Origin of the sequence: Paraburkholderia sp. A3BS-1L, from assembly GCF_051125215.1 — a bacterium.
In the GTDB taxonomy this organism is placed as follows: Bacteria; Pseudomonadota; Gammaproteobacteria; order Burkholderiales; family Burkholderiaceae; genus Paraburkholderia.
This window is the reverse complement of sequence record NZ_CP120442.1, coordinates 1054712-1069487: the sequence shown is the minus strand read 5'-3', so window position 1 is coordinate 1069487 and position 14776 is coordinate 1054712. Positions and strand designations below refer to the sequence as shown.

At 64.3% G+C, this 14776-nt stretch carries 14 protein-coding genes and 1 pseudogene; 8 read left to right on the top strand and 7 right to left on the bottom strand.

Annotated features, from left to right (window positions below):
* Positions 1–287: 287 nt before the first annotated feature.
* Positions 288–1208, bottom strand: coding sequence for a spermidine synthase (locus P5W99_RS04805; protein ID WP_421044153.1), 921 nt, complete (start codon positions 1206–1208; stop codon positions 288–290).
* Positions 1209–1363: 155 nt separating this feature from the next.
* A complete protein-coding gene (locus P5W99_RS04800) occupies positions 1364–1852 on the bottom strand; it encodes a DNA-deoxyinosine glycosylase (RefSeq protein ID WP_421079182.1) in 489 nt (162 codons plus the stop codon).
* A gap of 61 nt (positions 1853–1913) precedes the next feature.
* Between P5W99_RS04800 and P5W99_RS04795 the strand changes: the two genes are divergently transcribed.
* Complete coding sequence (locus P5W99_RS04795) at positions 1914–2192, top strand: YlcI/YnfO family protein (RefSeq protein ID WP_421079181.1); 279 nt, start codon at positions 1914–1916, stop codon at positions 2190–2192.
* Positions 2189–2497: a type II toxin-antitoxin system RelE/ParE family toxin gene (locus tag P5W99_RS04790; protein WP_434662070.1), complete on the top strand. Its 309-nt coding sequence runs from the start codon at positions 2189–2191 to the stop codon at positions 2495–2497. Before P5W99_RS04795 ends, P5W99_RS04790 begins: the two co-directional genes overlap by 4 nt.
* Positions 2498–2580: 83 nt before the next feature.
* On the opposite strand, the pseudogene P5W99_RS04785 reads toward P5W99_RS04790, so the two are convergent.
* Positions 2581–2964, bottom strand: a pseudogene (locus P5W99_RS04785) (DNA-deoxyinosine glycosylase); the annotation flags it as partial.
* Positions 2965–3127: 163 nt separating this feature from the next.
* Between P5W99_RS04785 and P5W99_RS04780 the strand changes: the two are divergent.
* Together P5W99_RS04780 and P5W99_RS04775 are read left to right on the top strand one after the other, a co-directional pair.
* A complete protein-coding gene (locus P5W99_RS04780; protein WP_434662069.1) occupies positions 3128–3721 on the top strand; it encodes a nucleotidyltransferase domain-containing protein in 594 nt (197 codons plus the stop codon).
* A complete protein-coding gene (locus tag P5W99_RS04775; RefSeq protein ID WP_434662067.1) occupies positions 3699–4133 on the top strand; it encodes a hypothetical protein in 435 nt (144 codons plus the stop codon). Before P5W99_RS04780 ends, P5W99_RS04775 begins: the two co-directional genes overlap by 23 nt.
* Positions 4134–4198: 65 nt before the next feature.
* On the opposite strand, the gene P5W99_RS04770 is transcribed toward P5W99_RS04775, so the two are convergent.
* The 4 genes from P5W99_RS04770 to P5W99_RS04755 all read right to left on the bottom strand — a co-directional run bounded on the left by P5W99_RS04770 (position 4199) and on the right by P5W99_RS04755 (position 9082).
* A complete protein-coding gene (locus P5W99_RS04770) occupies positions 4199–4699 on the bottom strand; it encodes a DNA-deoxyinosine glycosylase (protein ID WP_421023472.1) in 501 nt (166 codons plus the stop codon).
* Positions 4696–5379 carry a chorismate--pyruvate lyase family protein gene (locus tag P5W99_RS04765; protein WP_421023471.1) on the bottom strand — a complete coding sequence of 228 codons (684 nt, stop codon included), beginning with the start codon at positions 5377–5379 and terminating at the stop codon, positions 4696–4698. The genes P5W99_RS04770 and P5W99_RS04765 overlap by 4 nt, the downstream gene beginning before the upstream one ends.
* Positions 5380–5545: 166 nt before the next feature.
* Entirely contained in the window at positions 5546–7459 is a 1914-nt protein-coding gene (htpG, locus tag P5W99_RS04760; protein ID WP_421079178.1) for a molecular chaperone HtpG, read from the bottom strand.
* 129 nt (positions 7460–7588) lie between these two features.
* Entirely contained in the window at positions 7589–9082 is a 1494-nt protein-coding gene (locus tag P5W99_RS04755; protein WP_421023469.1) for a PLP-dependent aminotransferase family protein, read from the bottom strand.
* A gap of 202 nt (positions 9083–9284) precedes the next feature.
* On the opposite strand from P5W99_RS04755, the gene P5W99_RS04750 reads away from it, so the two are divergent.
* The 4 genes from P5W99_RS04750 (at position 9285) to P5W99_RS04735 (ending at position 14750) form a co-directional block, all read left to right on the top strand.
* Positions 9285–10484, top strand: a complete 1200-nt coding sequence (locus P5W99_RS04750; RefSeq protein WP_421079177.1) for a PLP-dependent aminotransferase family protein — start codon at positions 9285–9287, stop codon at positions 10482–10484.
* Positions 10485–10541: 57 nt separating this feature from the next.
* Positions 10542–11006 carry a RidA family protein gene (locus P5W99_RS04745; protein WP_413186635.1) on the top strand — a complete coding sequence of 155 codons (465 nt, stop codon included), beginning with the start codon at positions 10542–10544 and terminating at the stop codon, positions 11004–11006.
* A gap of 81 nt (positions 11007–11087) precedes the next feature.
* Positions 11088–11990 carry a PhzF family phenazine biosynthesis protein gene (locus P5W99_RS04740; RefSeq protein WP_421079176.1) on the top strand — a complete coding sequence of 301 codons (903 nt, stop codon included), beginning with the start codon at positions 11088–11090 and terminating at the stop codon, positions 11988–11990.
* A gap of 399 nt (positions 11991–12389) precedes the next feature.
* Positions 12390–14750 (top strand): bifunctional diguanylate cyclase/phosphodiesterase, encoded by a 2361-nt coding sequence (locus P5W99_RS04735; protein ID WP_421079175.1) that lies wholly within the window; start codon positions 12390–12392, stop codon positions 14748–14750.
* The last annotated feature ends 26 nt before the right edge of the window (positions 14751–14776 follow it).

Here is a 14776-nt window from a genome sequence, read left to right as displayed (position 1 = left end):
GGGGTTTTCGAGGTGGTCCGCCGCCCGATATCGAGCGGCCCCTGGCCCGCGAGATCGTGCCTCGCAAGGTCCCCGAAAGCGCAGAAAAGAGTAGCGATGCCGCAGCGACGGGTCAAGAAGGGCGGACCCCAATTTAGAGCATGTTGTCAAGACACGACTGGCGGTGCGTTTGACCCTGAGTCGTCAGCATTTAGAAAGCTTGGTGATCCGAAACACAAAAAAGCCGGCCCCGTTTGTCATGGGGCCGGCCTTGCGTTGCGCGCCGCGATGCCTCGCGGGGGGGCGCGTCAGATGGCGAACGTGTCGCCGCCCTTGTCGTTCTTGTTGCTCTTGCTGTTTTCGGCGTTGGCTTCACGCAGCGCCTTCACCCACTGGTGCGCCGGCAAGCCGAGCTTGCTTTCGAGCAGGCGCGCGCGCTTCTCGAGCGCCGCCCAGCTCACTTCGAGCGCCGGACCCGAGAACGCCAGCGCAATGCGGTTGCCCTCGTGCACCTCGGGCAGCGCGATCACGCGGCCGTCGAACGCTTCCTTCAGGCGCTTCATGTTGCGCACATAGCTCGGGTGGTCGCCGAACAGGTTGATGGTCGCAATACCGGCATCGGTGAGGCACGCGCGCGCCGCACGATAGAACGCCACGCTGTCGAGCACCGGACCGCGCGCGGTCGCGTCATAAACATCGATCTGCAGCGCGCCGATCGTGCCGTGGTTTGCGCGGTCGTGCACGAAGTCCCACGCATCGAGTTCGCGCACCGTGAGGCGTGCATCATCATGCGGCAGTTCGAACATCGTGCGCGCGGCCACCACGACGGCCGGGTTCAGCTCGATTGCCTCGACCTTCGCCGGACGCAGGTAGCGATGCGCGAACTTGGTCAGCGCCGCAGCGCCAAGACCCAGCTGCACGATGCGCGCCGGCGTGGCGAGAAACAGCAGCCAGGACATCATCTGCTGAGCGTATTCGAGCTCGATGTGCTGCGGTTTGGACAGACGCATCGCACCCTGGACCCACTCGGTGCCGAAATGCAGATAGCGCACGCCGCCCTCTTCCGAGAACGTCACAGGCGCAAAGCGCGGCTTGCGCGGCGCTTCGATGACCGGTGCGTTGTCGAGGTCGGCATCGGCGTGCTTCGAGGCGTGCTTCGAGGCGGTCTTGCTGCGGGTCTTGCTGAATGCGCGCGCTTCTGCCGAAGCACGCTTGATGAGAGTCGTCATGTGAAGATGTTTTGCTTTCTTGCTTATGAGGAGCAGATGCGGATGCGCAATCCACAGCGTTTTGGGTGCGAGTTCAAACGCAACTTGGGATGCAATGTCGGCCGCAACTGCGCGGGCGACCGAGAGCATAGCATTCGCGGCGCATCGGGCCGGTTTTAGGCGACGGCGAACTCGCCCAGCGCGCGCCATGCCGCGAGCTTCGCGGCAAAATTCATCGACGCATGAGCGGGACTACTGGGCGGCATCCGCAAGATGCGAAAGCGCTGCGCGTGCGGCCCGGGAATGCGCCCGCCGATACGCGCCGCCGTGCCGCCGTCGAACGCGATCGCTTCGAGCGCGGGCAGCCCCTCGATCAACGCGATGAGATCGTTGCCTGCGTGGTCACGGATATTGCCGTCGAGACTGCCCTCACGCCGCGCCTGCGCGGCCACGTCCCACAAACCGATGCGATGTTCCAGCAGCATCTGCAGCCGCGCATCGTAGTCCATTGCGGGAAGGTCCACGCCGATCACCTCACCCACCAGATGCCAAAACCGGTTGGTGTTTTGGTCAATTTGACACCTGCGCGGCACCCTCCGGGGGTGAAGTGCGACGGCCACCCACTTTCGAAGCGGGGGCGAAACCTCCCCCGGCCGAACGGCCACCTTGCATTAGCACGGTAGTCGGAGGATATTGCATCGCAATTGCGACGCATCGAGGTACATCATGAAATCCGCCACCTTTCCCTCCATCCGGGTCGAACCGGAACTCCGTGACGCGGCCGAAAATGTCCTGGGCGAGGGAGAAACGCTCTCGGGCTTCGTCGAGCAATCGATCCGCGAGGGCATCGAACGTCGTCGCAACCAGAGCGAGTTTATTGCCCGAGGCATCGCATCGCGCGATGAAGCTCGACGCACCGGCGACTACCTGCCCGCTTCTGAAGTGCTGGAAAAACTGGAAAGGCAGCTCGATGCCCTTCGCACGACGCGGGCAAAATCTCGATGACGTATACGGTCCGGTTCACACGGGCGGCTTCCGATGATCTGGATCGCCTTTATGGCTTCATTGTCGAGCGCGATGACGCCGATGTCGAACTCGCTTCCCGCGCACTTGTGGCCATCACTGCAGGTATCGCGACACTGGAATCGTCGCCATTTACTTGCCGCAAAGCGCATTCGTCAATGCCATTTCTGCGGGAACTGATTATTCCGTTCGGCGCATCGGGATATGTTGCATTATTCGAAATCGACGACGATCAAACGGTATCGATCCTCCCCGCGCGCCATCAACGCGAAAGCGATTACCACTGAGCCAGAGTTTTCGAAACAAGCGACGTATTCGACACGAAATCGCTCTTTCGCGCTGAGAAAGGAAGGCGTCCCGGACCTGGAACCTACATCTGCAACCACTGACGCAGCGCCGCCCAGGCGCGTCGCTTCACCTCGTAAGGCACCGCCGCGTACGCCGGGCTGCTCGATGGCAACCGGATGAGCCGATATTGACCTGCCGTCTCATCAAGCGACCGCATCCCGATCTTCTCCGCAGTTCCGCCGTTGAACGCGATGGCGACCAGATTTGGCAGCGTATCGACCAGCGCAACCAGATCGTTACGCGCATGATCGCGAATACTGCTATCAAGACTGCCGACACGCCGAGCCTCAGCAACAACGTCCCACAAGCCAACGCGATGTTGCAGCAAGGTTTTGAGCCGAGTCGAATAATCCATCGGGACGACATCCACCCTGATCACATCACCAACAAGGGCCCAGAATTTGTTGAGGTTTTGGCCAATTTGACATCGGGCCCGTCACAACTCACTCCGACCATCGACAACGTCTCACGATATCCTCGCCGTCAGATCCGTCACAAGGTCCCTCAACGAGCCAAAATCTGGCTCGATCGTGCTAAAATTTGGCTCGATCGTGCTAACATCATTGCTTATGACAAAGCTTGGCGACGCCCTTTTCTCCAGTGCGCAGCAACCCATTTTGTCCTGCCTGTTTGGGCGGCCTGAGCAGTGGTTTCACGTCAAGGAGTTGATCCGGCTGACTCGTCTTGGCAGTGCCAGCGTCCAGCGTGAACTGAATCGCCTCGAAAAAGGTGGGCTCATCGAAACGCGACGCATTGCCAATCTCAAGCAGGTGCGGGCCTTCAGAGGCAGCCCTATTTTCAGCGAGTTGCGTCTCATCGTCGTCAAAACTTTCGGGGTCGTCGAGGTACTCCGTGAAGCGCTGTCACCGTTGGCTGCAGAGATCAAACTCGCCTTTGTCTACGGCTCAGTTGCCCAAGGCAGCGACCACGCCGGCAGCGACGTCGATGTCATGTTGCTCAGTGAGACCCTCAGCTATGGGCAAATCATGGCCGCACTCGAATCGGCCGAAAGACAGCTAGGCCGCGAGATCCAGATTACCCAGTACACTTGCGAAGAATTTCTCGAACGCAAGCGCAAAAATCATCCGTTCCTGGTGGAAGTGCTGCGCCAGCCGAAGCTGATGGTTATAGGAGCCGAGGATGACATTGACGACATTGGATAACCTCGTACGCATCGGAAAACTAAAACCCTTCCCGGCGAACCGCGGCGAATTCGAGCATCTGCTTGGCCTCGCTCGAACCTTGCTCGACACTGTCACAAGCAGTAGCGGAATGGCAACGGAGAGCCAGTTCATTCTCGCCTACGATGCGGCGCACGCCGCATCACGCGCCGCGCTACGGGCTCACGGATATCGGAGCGACGACCGGTACCTGGTCTTTCAGTGCCTCGAACACACGATCGGCTGGCCAACCGAAAAATGGCGCGTACTTGATACCTGCCATCGCAGGCGTAATGCGGCCGAATACGAGGGCAACATAGATCTTCCAGCAAGTCTGACCGCCGAGCTGGTTCAGCTCACCGCCGAACTCATTAAAACCGTAGCTCGACTCGACCACTTGCTGCCGCCCACCTGAAGCTGCTTCGTCTTTTCAGCCCTTGCGAGCTATGCGTTGCGCACACAGAACGCCAACGGATCGAATTAACCCGCCAGGTATTCCCATAGTCGACGCCAGTCCGCCAACTTTTCCTGATAGGGAACTGCCGCATAGGCGGGACTGCTCGACGGCAAGCGGATGAGCCGATATCGATCTGCCTGCTTACCCAAGGCCCGCACCCCGATCTTCTCCGCCGTTGCGCCATTGAAAGCGATAGCAAGCAGATTCGGCAGCGTTTCGAGCAGGGCGACCAAATCGTTGCTCGCATGGTTGCGGATGCGGCTGTCGAGACTGCCTATGCGTTGGGCTTGCGCCACGACATCCCATAGCCCGATGCGATGTACCAGCAACGTGGCAAGCCGAGGTGCATAGTCCATACTGACCAGATCCTGTTCGATCACCTCGCCCACCAGATGCCAGAACTTGTTCTGCTTGTGCGCGTAGTACTGCTGATGCGCCAGCGACACCTCGCCCGGCAGGCTGCCGAGGATCAGTACGCGCGTATGCGCATCGACGACCGGCGCAAAGCAGCGCTTGATGCTCATCCGCGAAAACCCGCTGGAGGAGCCGGCACATGCGCGGCCCGCGAGGCCGTATGGCCAAGCGGCCCGCGCTCGCGTGCCGAGTGAGTGGCGTGTGCGGGCGCCGCCGGATGCGCATCGCCTGCCAGACACGCAAGGCGCGCCCACAACGCAGGCAGCATGCATTCCGTCACGAGGAGCGGCGCGCCATAGCGCTCGAACACGGAACGGCGCGCGACAAAGACATGCGGCACATGTCCCTGCGTTTCGCGCGCGGCCAGCGCATGCAGCGCATGCCGCGCATTCACGCGCCGGCTCACGAGCGCCGAGCGCGCGACGCCGCTATCGGTGTAAAGCAACTCCGCAAGCGGGCGTGTGCGCAGGCGGCGCATGGCTTGCCAGATACCGTGGCTCGCCGCGATCGGCGTCGCACTATGCGCGGCCACGAACGGCACGCCGTCGACTTCGAGCACGATCTCGCGCACCCACGCGCGTGCGCGCGGCGCGAGGCCGAGGGCGGCGTATTCGTCGGGCCAGGGCATGTCGACAGCTTCGCGCGTCACGCGCACGACGACATGGCCGAGCGCGCGCAGATGCGCGGTCAGCGAACCGCCGCGGGTAAGCCAGTCTTTCTGGTCGGCACTGAAGGCCGCGAGGGGCGCGACGCGCCAGTGCGCGTCGGCGGCATCGAATCGGATGAGCATGGCGCGCATTATAGGCTGCACGCATTTCAATTCGCTGCGGGGCGCAGCGTCGCAACGCAGCGGCGAGAAACCATGCGTCAAAGAAAAATCCCCTTATCGCACGAGGCTGTAAGGGGATCGGCAATTCAACACACGCCTCCTGCAAGCGAAGCGTGTGCTTTCTACATTAACCCGCCCGCGCCAGCAACAACGCATTAGTCCGCTTCACAAAGCTCGCCGGATCCTCCAGCGCCCCGCCTTCGGCCAGCATCGCCTGATCGAACAGCAGATGGCACCAGTCGCCAAAGTCCGCGCTATCGGTACGCAACGCCTTCACGAGCGGATGCTCGGGATTGACTTCGAGAATCGGCTGCATCTGCGGCGCCTGCTGGCCCGCGGCCTTGAGCATGCGCTGCAGGTAACCGCTCATGTCGCCTTCATCGGCCACGAGGCAGCTCGGCGAATCGGTCAGCCGGAACGTGAGGCGCACGTCCTTGGCCTTGTCCTTGAGCGCTTCCTTCATCTGCTCGACGAGCGGCTTGAGCTCTTCGCCCACCTTCTCCTGCTGCTGCTTTTCTTCGTCGTTGAGCGCGCCCAGATCGAGGTCGCCGCGCGCCACGCTCGCGAGCGGCTTGCCGTCGAAGTCGTTCAGGAACGACAGCATCCATTCGTCCACGCGATCGGTGAGCAGCAGCACCTCCACGCCCTTCTTGCGGAACACTTCGAGGTGCGGGCTGTTCTTCGCGGCCTGCCAGGTGTCGGCGGTCACGTAGTAGATCTTCGTCTGCTCGGGCTTCATGCGCGCGACGTAGTCAGCGAGCGAGACAGTCTGTTCGTCGGTGTCGTTGTGCGTCGATGCAAAGCGCAGCAGCTTTGCGATGCGCTCGCCGTTCGCCTGGTCCTCGCCCACGCCTTCCTTGAGCACCTGGCCGAACTCGGTCCAGAAGGTCGCGAACTTCGCCTTGTCCTCTTCCTTCGCTTCGGCATCGGTTTGCGCCGAGGCGAGCTCTTCGAGCATCGACAGCACGCGCTTGGTCACGCCGTCGCGAATCGCCTTCACGTCGCGACTTTCCTGCAGGATTTCGCGCGAGACGTTGAGCGGCAGATCGCTCGAATCGACCACGCCCTTCACGAAGCGCAGGTAGTTCGGCAGCAGTTGCTCGGCTTCGTCCATGATGAACACGCGCTTCACATAAAGCTTCAGGCCGCTCTTGTGATCGCGATTCCACATGTCGAACGGCGCATGCGACGGCACGTAGAGCAGTTGCGTGTATTCGCTGCGGCCCTCGACGCGGTTATGCGTCCACGCGAGCGGATTCATGTGGTCGTGCGCGAGGTGCTGGTAGAACTGCTGATACTGCTCGTCGCTGATGTCGTTCTTCGCGCGCGTCCACAGCGCGCTCGCCTGGTTGATGGTCTCGTACTCGTCCTTCGTGACCATCTCTTTCTTTTCGGCGTCCCACTCTTCCTTCTTCATCTCGATGGGCAGGCCGACGTGATCCGAGTACTTCTGGATGATCGACTTGAGCTTCCATGCCGAAAGCAGTTCGTCCTCGCCTTCGCGCAGATGCAGCGTGATGGTGGTGCCGCGCTGCGCGCGCTCGATCATCTCGACCGAGAACTCGCCCTCGCCGGCGCTCGTCCAGCGCACGCCTTCGCTTGCGGGTAGGCCCGCGCGGCGCGTTTCGACGGTGATCTTGTCGGCGACGATGAAGCCCGAGTAGAAGCCCACGCCGAACTGACCGATCAGCGCCGCATCCTTTTGCTGGTCGCCCGAGAGCTTGCCGAAGAATTCCTTGGTGCCCGAGCGCGCGATCGTGCCGAGGTTGGCCACGGCTTCGTCGTGGCTCATGCCGATGCCGTTGTCGTCGATGGTGATGGTGCGCGCGGCCTTATCGAAGCCTACGCGAATGCGCAGGTTCGGATCGCTCTCATAAAGCGCGCTGTTGGCGAGCGCTTCGAAGCGCAGCTTGTCGGCGGCGTCCGATGCGTTCGAAACCAGCTCGCGCAGGAAAATTTCCTTGTTGCTGTACAGCGAATGGATCATCAGGTGCAGAAGCTGTTTCACTTCCGCCTGGAAGCTCATGGTTTCTTGTGCCATGCTCGGGAGTCCTCGTTCGTTGCAGTAAGTAAGATCGGCCGCGCGTGCCCGTTGCGCAGCGCTTTGGGCGCGCATATGGGGACGCGCCGCGCCGGTTTCAAGGGTTTTCAGGCAGGTTTCAGGCGAATTTCAGGCGCGCCGCGCCGCCCCGTCCAGATAGCCGGCGAGAAAGGTCGGCAGCGCCGGGTCGCCGCAGTTCGCGATGTTAAAGCGCATCCACGTGGTGGGCGACTGGTGCGGCGAAAAAAGGCTGCCCGGCGTGAGCAGGAAGCCTGCCTCGTGGCCCGCGGCCGTGAGGGCGTCGGCGTCCACGCCGGTGTCGGCCCACAGGAACATGCCCGCGCCCGGCGCGACGAAGAGCTTGCAGCCTGCGCGCTCGAGCATGCGCGCGGCCTTGTCGCGCACGGCGTCCAGCCGCGCGCGCAGGCGCTCTACGTGGCGCCGGTAATGGCCTTCGGTAAGCACGCGAAACAGCACCCGTTCGTTGAGCTCGGGGCTCGTCATGCCCACCAGCATTTTCTGGTCCGCGACCGCCTGCGCCACGTCGAGCGCGCTCGCGATGAAGCCCACGCGCAAATTGGGCGCGAGCGTCTTCGAAAAGCTGCCGAGATAGATCACGCGGCGCAGCTGGTCGAGGCTCGCGAGGCGCGTGGCCGGATAGCCCGCCGGGCAGAGATCGCCGTAGATATCGTCTTCGACGACGAGAAAGTCGTACTGCTCCGCGAGGCGCAGGATGCGAAATGCCTGCGCCGCCGTGAGCGAAGTACCGGTGGGGTTCTGCAGCACCGAGTTGATGACGAGCAGCTTCGGCCGCCACGTCGCCACCAGCGCTTCGAGCGCGTCGAGGTCCGGCCCCTCGGGCGTGTACGGCATGCCCACGAGGCGCGCGCCTTGCGAGACGAAGCGGCCGAACATCTGGAACCACGCGGGGTCGCCCACCACGACGGTGTCGCCGGGCCGCACGTACAGGCGAGCCAGCAGATCGATGGCCTGAGTGACGCCCGAGACCATCACGAACTGCTCGGGCGTCGCGCCGATCTCGAACTCGGCAAGACGCGTCTGCAACTGCTGGCGCAGCGGCAGGAAGCCTTGCGGCGAACCGAAGCCGAGCAGCTGCGCGCCGCTCTGTCGCCCGAGCGAGCGCATCGCCCCCGCCAGCAGCTCACCGTCGAGCCAGCGCGCGGGCAGGTAGCCGAGCCCCGGCCCCTTTTCCGGGTGCGTCGACGAATGGAGCATGTTGCGCAGCAGCCAGACGACGTCGAGGGTGGGCGGCGGCGCGGGCTCGGCCGCCGCATCAACGCCGCTGTCGGGCGCAGCGGGACGGTGCTCCAGCGGCGCCACCACCGCAAGCCGCTCGCGCACATAGAAACCCGAGCCGCGCCGCGAATCCAGGTAGCCCTGCGCGACGAGGCGCTCGTAGGCCTCCACCACCGTGAAGCGCGAGACGCTCTTGTCGAGCGCGAGCTTGCGGATGGACGGCATGCGCATGCCAGGGCGGAACACGCGCTCTTCGATGCGGCGGCGGCCCCACTGGACCAGCTGATCGACGAGTGTGGTCGTGGCGGCGTCGTGCGGCGCCGGAATCTGGTCGAGAGGGACAGACGCATGGGGTACGGACGACATGGCGGCTCCAACTGTACAGAACACTATCGGAGCGATTGTACCGTTACTGTCTGCGACCATACCGGTACATTTCTTCGAATACCGACCGGTAAGGCTCGCATTCCTCTGTCGTGCAATACATCCGCGCGAGCAGGTTTCGCGCCATAATTGAAAGTTCGGCGCCCGTTCAAGCCCTCGTTCCCGACCTCAACAAGGAGACCTCATGGACCAAAGCGATCTCAAGGCTGCCCCCGCGTGGCAACTGTCCGAGCGTGCGATCAAGCTGACCAGCTCGGCGATTCGCGAAATCCTGAAGGTAACGGAACGGCCCGAGGTCATTTCATTCGCGGGCGGCCTGCCCGCGCCGGCGTCCTTCCCGGTCGAGGAAATGCGCGCAGCCGCCGACCGCATCCTGCGCGAGAACCCCACCGGCGCGCTCCAGTACAGCGCGACGGAGGGTTACCTGCCGCTGCGCGAATGGGTCGCCGAGCGTTACTCGGTGGGCGGCGCCAGGATCCGCGCGTCGCAGGTGCTCATCACCACGGGCTCGCAGCAGGCGCTCGACCTGCTCGGCAAGGTGCTGGTCTCGCCGGGCAGCCCCGTGCTGGTCGAAACGCCCACCTACCTCGGGGCGCTGCAATCGTTCTCGCTCTACGAGCCGCGCTACGTGCAGGTCCCCACCGACGAGCATGGCCTCGTGCCCGAAAGCCTCACGCCGGAACTCACCCAGGGCGCGCGCCTGCTCTACGCCATCCCGAACTTCCAGAACCCGACGGGCCGCCGCCTGCCGCTCGAACGGCGCGAGGCGCTCGCCCGCTTCGCGCAGGGCGCGCCCTTCCCGGTCATCGAGGACGATCCTTACGGCGCACTCGACTACGCGGGCCAGCCGCTGCCCACGCTGCTCTCGATGGCGCCAGAACGCATCGTCCATCTGGGCTCGTTCTCGAAGGTGCTGGCGCCGGGCCTGCGCGTGGGCTACATCATCGCGCCCGAGGAGCTGCACTTCAAACTGGTGCAGGCCAAGCAGGCCACCGACCTGCACACGCCGAGCTTCACCCAGCGCGTCGTCCATGAAGTCGTGAAGGACGGCTTTCTCGACACCCATATTCCCAAGGTGCGCGCGCTCTACCGCGACCAGTGCGCGGCGATGCTCGACGCGCTCGCGCGCAACATGCCCGAGGGCGTGAGCTGGAACCGCCCCGAAGGCGGCATGTTCGTGTGGGTCTCGCTGCCCGAGGGCATCGACACCATGAAACTGCTCGAAGCAGCGGTCGCGCAGAACGTGGCCTTCGTGCCGGGCGCGCCCTTCTTCGCGAGCGAGCCGCAGCACAACAAGCTGCGCCTGTCGTTCGTGACCGTGCCGCCCGCCAAGATCGAGGAAGGCGTGGCGACGCTCGCGAAACTCATCCGCGCGCTCCTCTGAGACGCGCTACCCAAACCCATCTTCATTTTCACTTTTACTGCAAAAGGACTCCTGATCATGGCTGACCTCAACGTCTACGACCGCCTCAAAGAACTCGGCATCGAACTGCCGACCGCCGGCGCCCCCGCCGCGGCCTACGTGATGAGCGCGCAAAGCGGCAACACCGTGTACCTCTCGGGCCACATTGCGAAGAAGGACGGCAAGGTCTGGGCCGGCAAGCTGGGCGAGTCGCTCACGACCGAGGAAGGCAAGGCCGCCGCTCACTCGATCGCGATCGACCTGCTCGCCACGCTGCATGCCCACGTGGGCGACCTCAACAAGGTCAAGCGCATCGTCAAGCTGATGAGCCTCGTGAACTCGACGCTCACCTTCACCGAGCAACACATCGTCACGAACGGCGCATCCGAGCTGATCGCCGACGTGTTCGGCGAGAAAGGCAAGCACGCGCGTTCGGCATTCGGGGTCGCGCAGATTCCGCTCGGCGCGTGCGTCGAGATCGAGCTGATCGCCGAAGTCGAGTAAGCATTCGGCGTATAGCTGCCCGGCCCGGTCTGTCGCGACCGGGCCGGGCTTTTTTTCGTTCTGCTCCCCCGTTCTCGCGCCATGGCCCTACGCAACGTCCGCTTCAAACAGGTCGACGTATTCACGTCGCATCCCTTCAAAGGCAATCCGCTCGCGGTCGTGTTCGACGCGGACGGGCTCGATACGGCGCAGATGCAAGGCATCGCGCGCTGGACCAATCTCTCCGAAACCGCGTTTCTGCTCGCCCCCACCGATGCGCGCGCCGACTATCGCGTGCGCATCTTCACGACGCAAGGCGAATTGCCCTTTGCGGGCCACCCGACGCTCGGCACGGCGCATGCGTTCCTCGACAGCGGCCGGCAGCCGAAAACGCCTGGCCGGCTCGTGCAGGAATGCGGCGCGGGCCTTATCGAGCTGGCCGCGAAGCAGCGGGCCGGACACCACGACGATGGCGCGCCGCGCTGGGCCTTCGCCGCGCCGCCCGCAACGATGACCCCGCTGCCCGAGGCGCGATACGACGCGCTGCGCGCGGCCCTGCGCACGGATGCGATCGATTTCAGCGCGCCGCCGTGCGGTGTCGACAACGGCGCGCCGTGGCTAGTCGTGCGGCTCGCCTCGGCGCCGGCGGTGCTCGCGCTCGACATCGATTACGAAGCGCTGGCGAGCGTTGCCACGAGTGTGGGCGCGCAAGGGCTCGCGGCCTATGGCGCGCATGCTGCGCAGGGGCCCGCCACCTTCGAGGTGCGCTGCCTCATGACGGGTCTGGGCATAGGCGAAGACCCGGTGACCGGCAGCGCCAATGCTGCCATTGCGATGCTGCTCGCGCAGCAAGACCGCCGCCCCGGCAGCGGCTATACCGTGCGCCAGGGCACCGCGATGGGGCGCGACGGCCGCGTCTTCATCGACTACGACGATGCGGCAAGCAAGATCTGGATCGGCGGCGCGTCGCTCACGGTGGTGGACGGCACGATTCAGCTCGCATGAGCGACACGCGATCGGCACCCTTGCGATCGCTCTTCTGAACACTTGGGGCGCGCATTCACCGCGCGTGGCGCGTCCGTGCCCGCGGGCATGCATTCTGCGTGAACTCGCGCCTATCGCCCGATGCGCGGCATCCCGCCTATGCGCGACGAATAACGGGTGTCGACGTTTGCCCTCGACGGGCGCCTCAACTCGCGTATACCCGGCGAGGGATAGCTTCCTAATTCATTGTCCAACCATTAAGATCCAGACATCGGATACAACGATGCATCCGAGGGTTCTCGTTCGCGCACTCCGCGCTATTTCCACAGCCGTTTCGATGCCGCCGATCCAACCGAGCGCCTTGTTGCCGTCCCGGCCGCCGCATCAGCGGCGCGGCAGTGCGCGCGTACGGCGGGCGCCATGAGCACGCACCGGCGCCTCCTCTCGCGCGACGCCGCGCTGCGCGACGCACCCGGGCCGGCCTACACGCGCCCGCGCACGCTGCTGGCCATCCCGGCGCTCGGCGTGCTGGTGCTGATCCTGCTATGGGCCGTGATCTTCACGCGCCTCGCGGTCGAGAAAGAAGCCGCCCAGCGCGAGGCCACGGCTTCGGCGGCCATCCTCTCGTCGGCGCTCGAGCAGCACACGGTTAAGGCGATCCACCAGGTCGACCAGATCACGCGCTTCGTGAAGTACGAGTTCGAGAAGACGCCCGAGCACTTCAATCTCTCGAGCACGGTCGAGAAAGGCGTGGTGCAGAGCGACTCGCTCGTGCAGGTGTCGATCATCGACGAGCACGGCACGCTCGTCGCCAACACCGTGGACCCGAATCCCAAGCCCATCGACCTCTCCGATCGCGAGCACTTCAAGGTGCACGAGCACGAGAACGACGATCAGCTCTATATCAGCAAGCCGGTGCTCGGCCGCGTGTCGGGCCACTGGACCTTGCAGATGACGCGCCGCCTCAATCACCCGGATGGGTCGTTCGCGGGCGTGGTGGTGGTCTCCGAAGACCCGAGCTACTTCACGAGCGACTTCTACAACAACGCCGCGATTGGCCGTGACGGCGTGATCGCCGTGATCTCGGACACCGGCGCCGTGCTCGCGCGCCGCACCGGCAACGCCGAGCGTGCGAGCGGCGCGTTCTCGGCCAGCGGCGTGTACCCGATAGCCGAGCACGTCTCGGGCACCTACACCGATCCGATCGACCACGTCACGCGCATCGTCTCGTACCGCCACATCGACGGCTATCCGCTCGCGGTGCTGGTCGGCCTGTCACAAGCCGAGCAGTTCGCCGACTACAACCACACGCGCAACGTCTACCTGATGATGGCGACGTTCATCTCGCTCGCCATGCTGTCGTTCTTCGTCGTGGCCACGGGGTTGATCGGCAAGCTGCTCGGACGCGAGCGCGAGATGTCGCAACTCGTGCAGTACGACCTGCTCACGGGCCTGCCCAACCGCTACGCCACCTTGCAGCGGCTGCGCCACGAAGTCTCGCAGCCCGGTAACCTCGGACGCCTCGCGATCCTCTTCATCGACCTCGACAACTTCAAGACGGTCAACGACACGCTCGGCCACAACGCCGGCGACATCGTGCTGCAGATGAGCGCCGCGCGTCTCGCCGACGCGGTGGGTGGCGCAGGCACGCTCGCGCGTATCGGCGGCGACGAGTTCGTGGTGATCGTCAAGGGCGACGAGATCGAGAAACGCGCGAGCGCGCTCGCCGAAGTGACCAACGCTGCGTTCACGCATCCGTTCGATGTGCGCGGCAGCGCCTTCGTGCTGCATGCGAGCACGGGCATCGCGCTGTTCGCCGTGGCGCACGAGAGCGAAATCGATCTGCTCAAGAAGGCGGACCTCGCGATGTACGCCGCCAAGGAAGCCGGCCGCAACTGCTTTCGCTTTTACTCGCCGCAGCTCGCGCACCGCGCCGACCACCTGATGAAGTGGGAGCAGCAACTGCGCATCGCGCTCGGCGAAGGGCAGCTCTTTCTCGCCTATCAGCCGAAGATCGATCTGCGCCGCCGCTGCATCACGGGCTTCGAGGCGCTGGTGCGCTGGAATCATCCGCAGTACGGGCTGATTCCAGCGAGCGAATTCATTCCGGTGGCCGAGTCCACGGGCCTGATCGTGCCGGTGGGCGACTTCGTGATCCGCACCGCGTGCGCGCAGCTCGCGCAGTGGCAACAGCAAGGTTATGAAACGCTCTCGCTCGCGATCAATATCTCGGCGGTGCAATTCTGGCGCGGCGACCTCTACGAGACGGTCGCGCACGCAATCGAGGAAACCGGCATCGCCGCGCACAAGCTCGAACTGGAGATCACCGAGACCGCGATGATGGAGTATCCCGAGCTCGTCTCGGAGAAGATCTTCGCGTTGAAGCGCCTCGGCGTGCGCGTGGCGCTCGACGACTTCGGCACCGGCTATTCGTCGCTGTCCTACCTGAACCGCTTCGCCGTCGACACGCTCAAGGTGGACCGCTCGTTCGTGCAGGCGATTCCGGCCGACCGCAGCGTCTGCGTGATGGTCGCGGCCATCGTCAATCTCGCGCGCTCGCTCGGCCTCACCGTGGTCGTGGAAGGCACCGAGACCGAGGAGCAGATCGCGTGGCTCTCCGCGCTCGGTCCGATCGAGGCGCAGGGCTTCCTGTTCTCGCGGCCCGTGCCGGTGGAGGGCGTGCCCGCGCTGATCGAACGCTTCGGCGTGTGCGGCGCGGCGCTGCCGGGCGCGCAAGACGCGCGCAACGAACGCGTGAGCGACGCGCCGCAATCGCGTTGAGCGGCGCGCGGCGTGTTCCGCCAGCG

Bases quoted from the DNA above. Each gene is read 5' to 3' on its own strand.
- P5W99_RS04735 (WP_421079175.1), top strand. From the start codon at position 12,390: ATGAGCACGCACCGGCGCCTCCTCTCGCGCGACGCCGCGCTGCGCGAC.
- P5W99_RS04795 (WP_421079181.1), top strand. From the start codon at position 1,914: ATGAAATCCGCCACCTTTCCCTCCATCCGGGTCGAACCGGAACTCCGT.
- P5W99_RS04765 (WP_421023471.1), bottom strand. From the start codon at position 5,379: ATGCTCATCCGATTCGATGCCGCCGACGCGCACTGGCGCGTCGCGCCC.
- P5W99_RS04775 (WP_434662067.1), top strand. From the start codon at position 3,699: ATGACATTGACGACATTGGATAACCTCGTACGCATCGGAAAACTAAAA.
- P5W99_RS04805 (WP_421044153.1), bottom strand. From the start codon at position 1,208: ATGACGACTCTCATCAAGCGTGCTTCGGCAGAAGCGCGCGCATTCAGC.
- htpG (WP_421079178.1), bottom strand. From the start codon at position 7,459: ATGGCACAAGAAACCATGAGCTTCCAGGCGGAAGTGAAACAGCTTCTG.
- P5W99_RS04755 (WP_421023469.1), bottom strand. From the start codon at position 9,082: ATGTCGTCCGTACCCCATGCGTCTGTCCCTCTCGACCAGATTCCGGCG.
- P5W99_RS04780 (WP_434662069.1), top strand. From the start codon at position 3,128: ATGACAAAGCTTGGCGACGCCCTTTTCTCCAGTGCGCAGCAACCCATT.
- P5W99_RS04790 (WP_434662070.1), top strand. From the start codon at position 2,189: ATGACGTATACGGTCCGGTTCACACGGGCGGCTTCCGATGATCTGGAT.
- P5W99_RS04745 (WP_413186635.1), top strand. From the start codon at position 10,542: ATGGCTGACCTCAACGTCTACGACCGCCTCAAAGAACTCGGCATCGAA.
- P5W99_RS04750 (WP_421079177.1), top strand. From the start codon at position 9,285: ATGGACCAAAGCGATCTCAAGGCTGCCCCCGCGTGGCAACTGTCCGAG.
- P5W99_RS04770 (WP_421023472.1), bottom strand. From the start codon at position 4,699: ATGAGCATCAAGCGCTGCTTTGCGCCGGTCGTCGATGCGCATACGCGC.
- P5W99_RS04740 (WP_421079176.1), top strand. From the start codon at position 11,088: ATGGCCCTACGCAACGTCCGCTTCAAACAGGTCGACGTATTCACGTCG.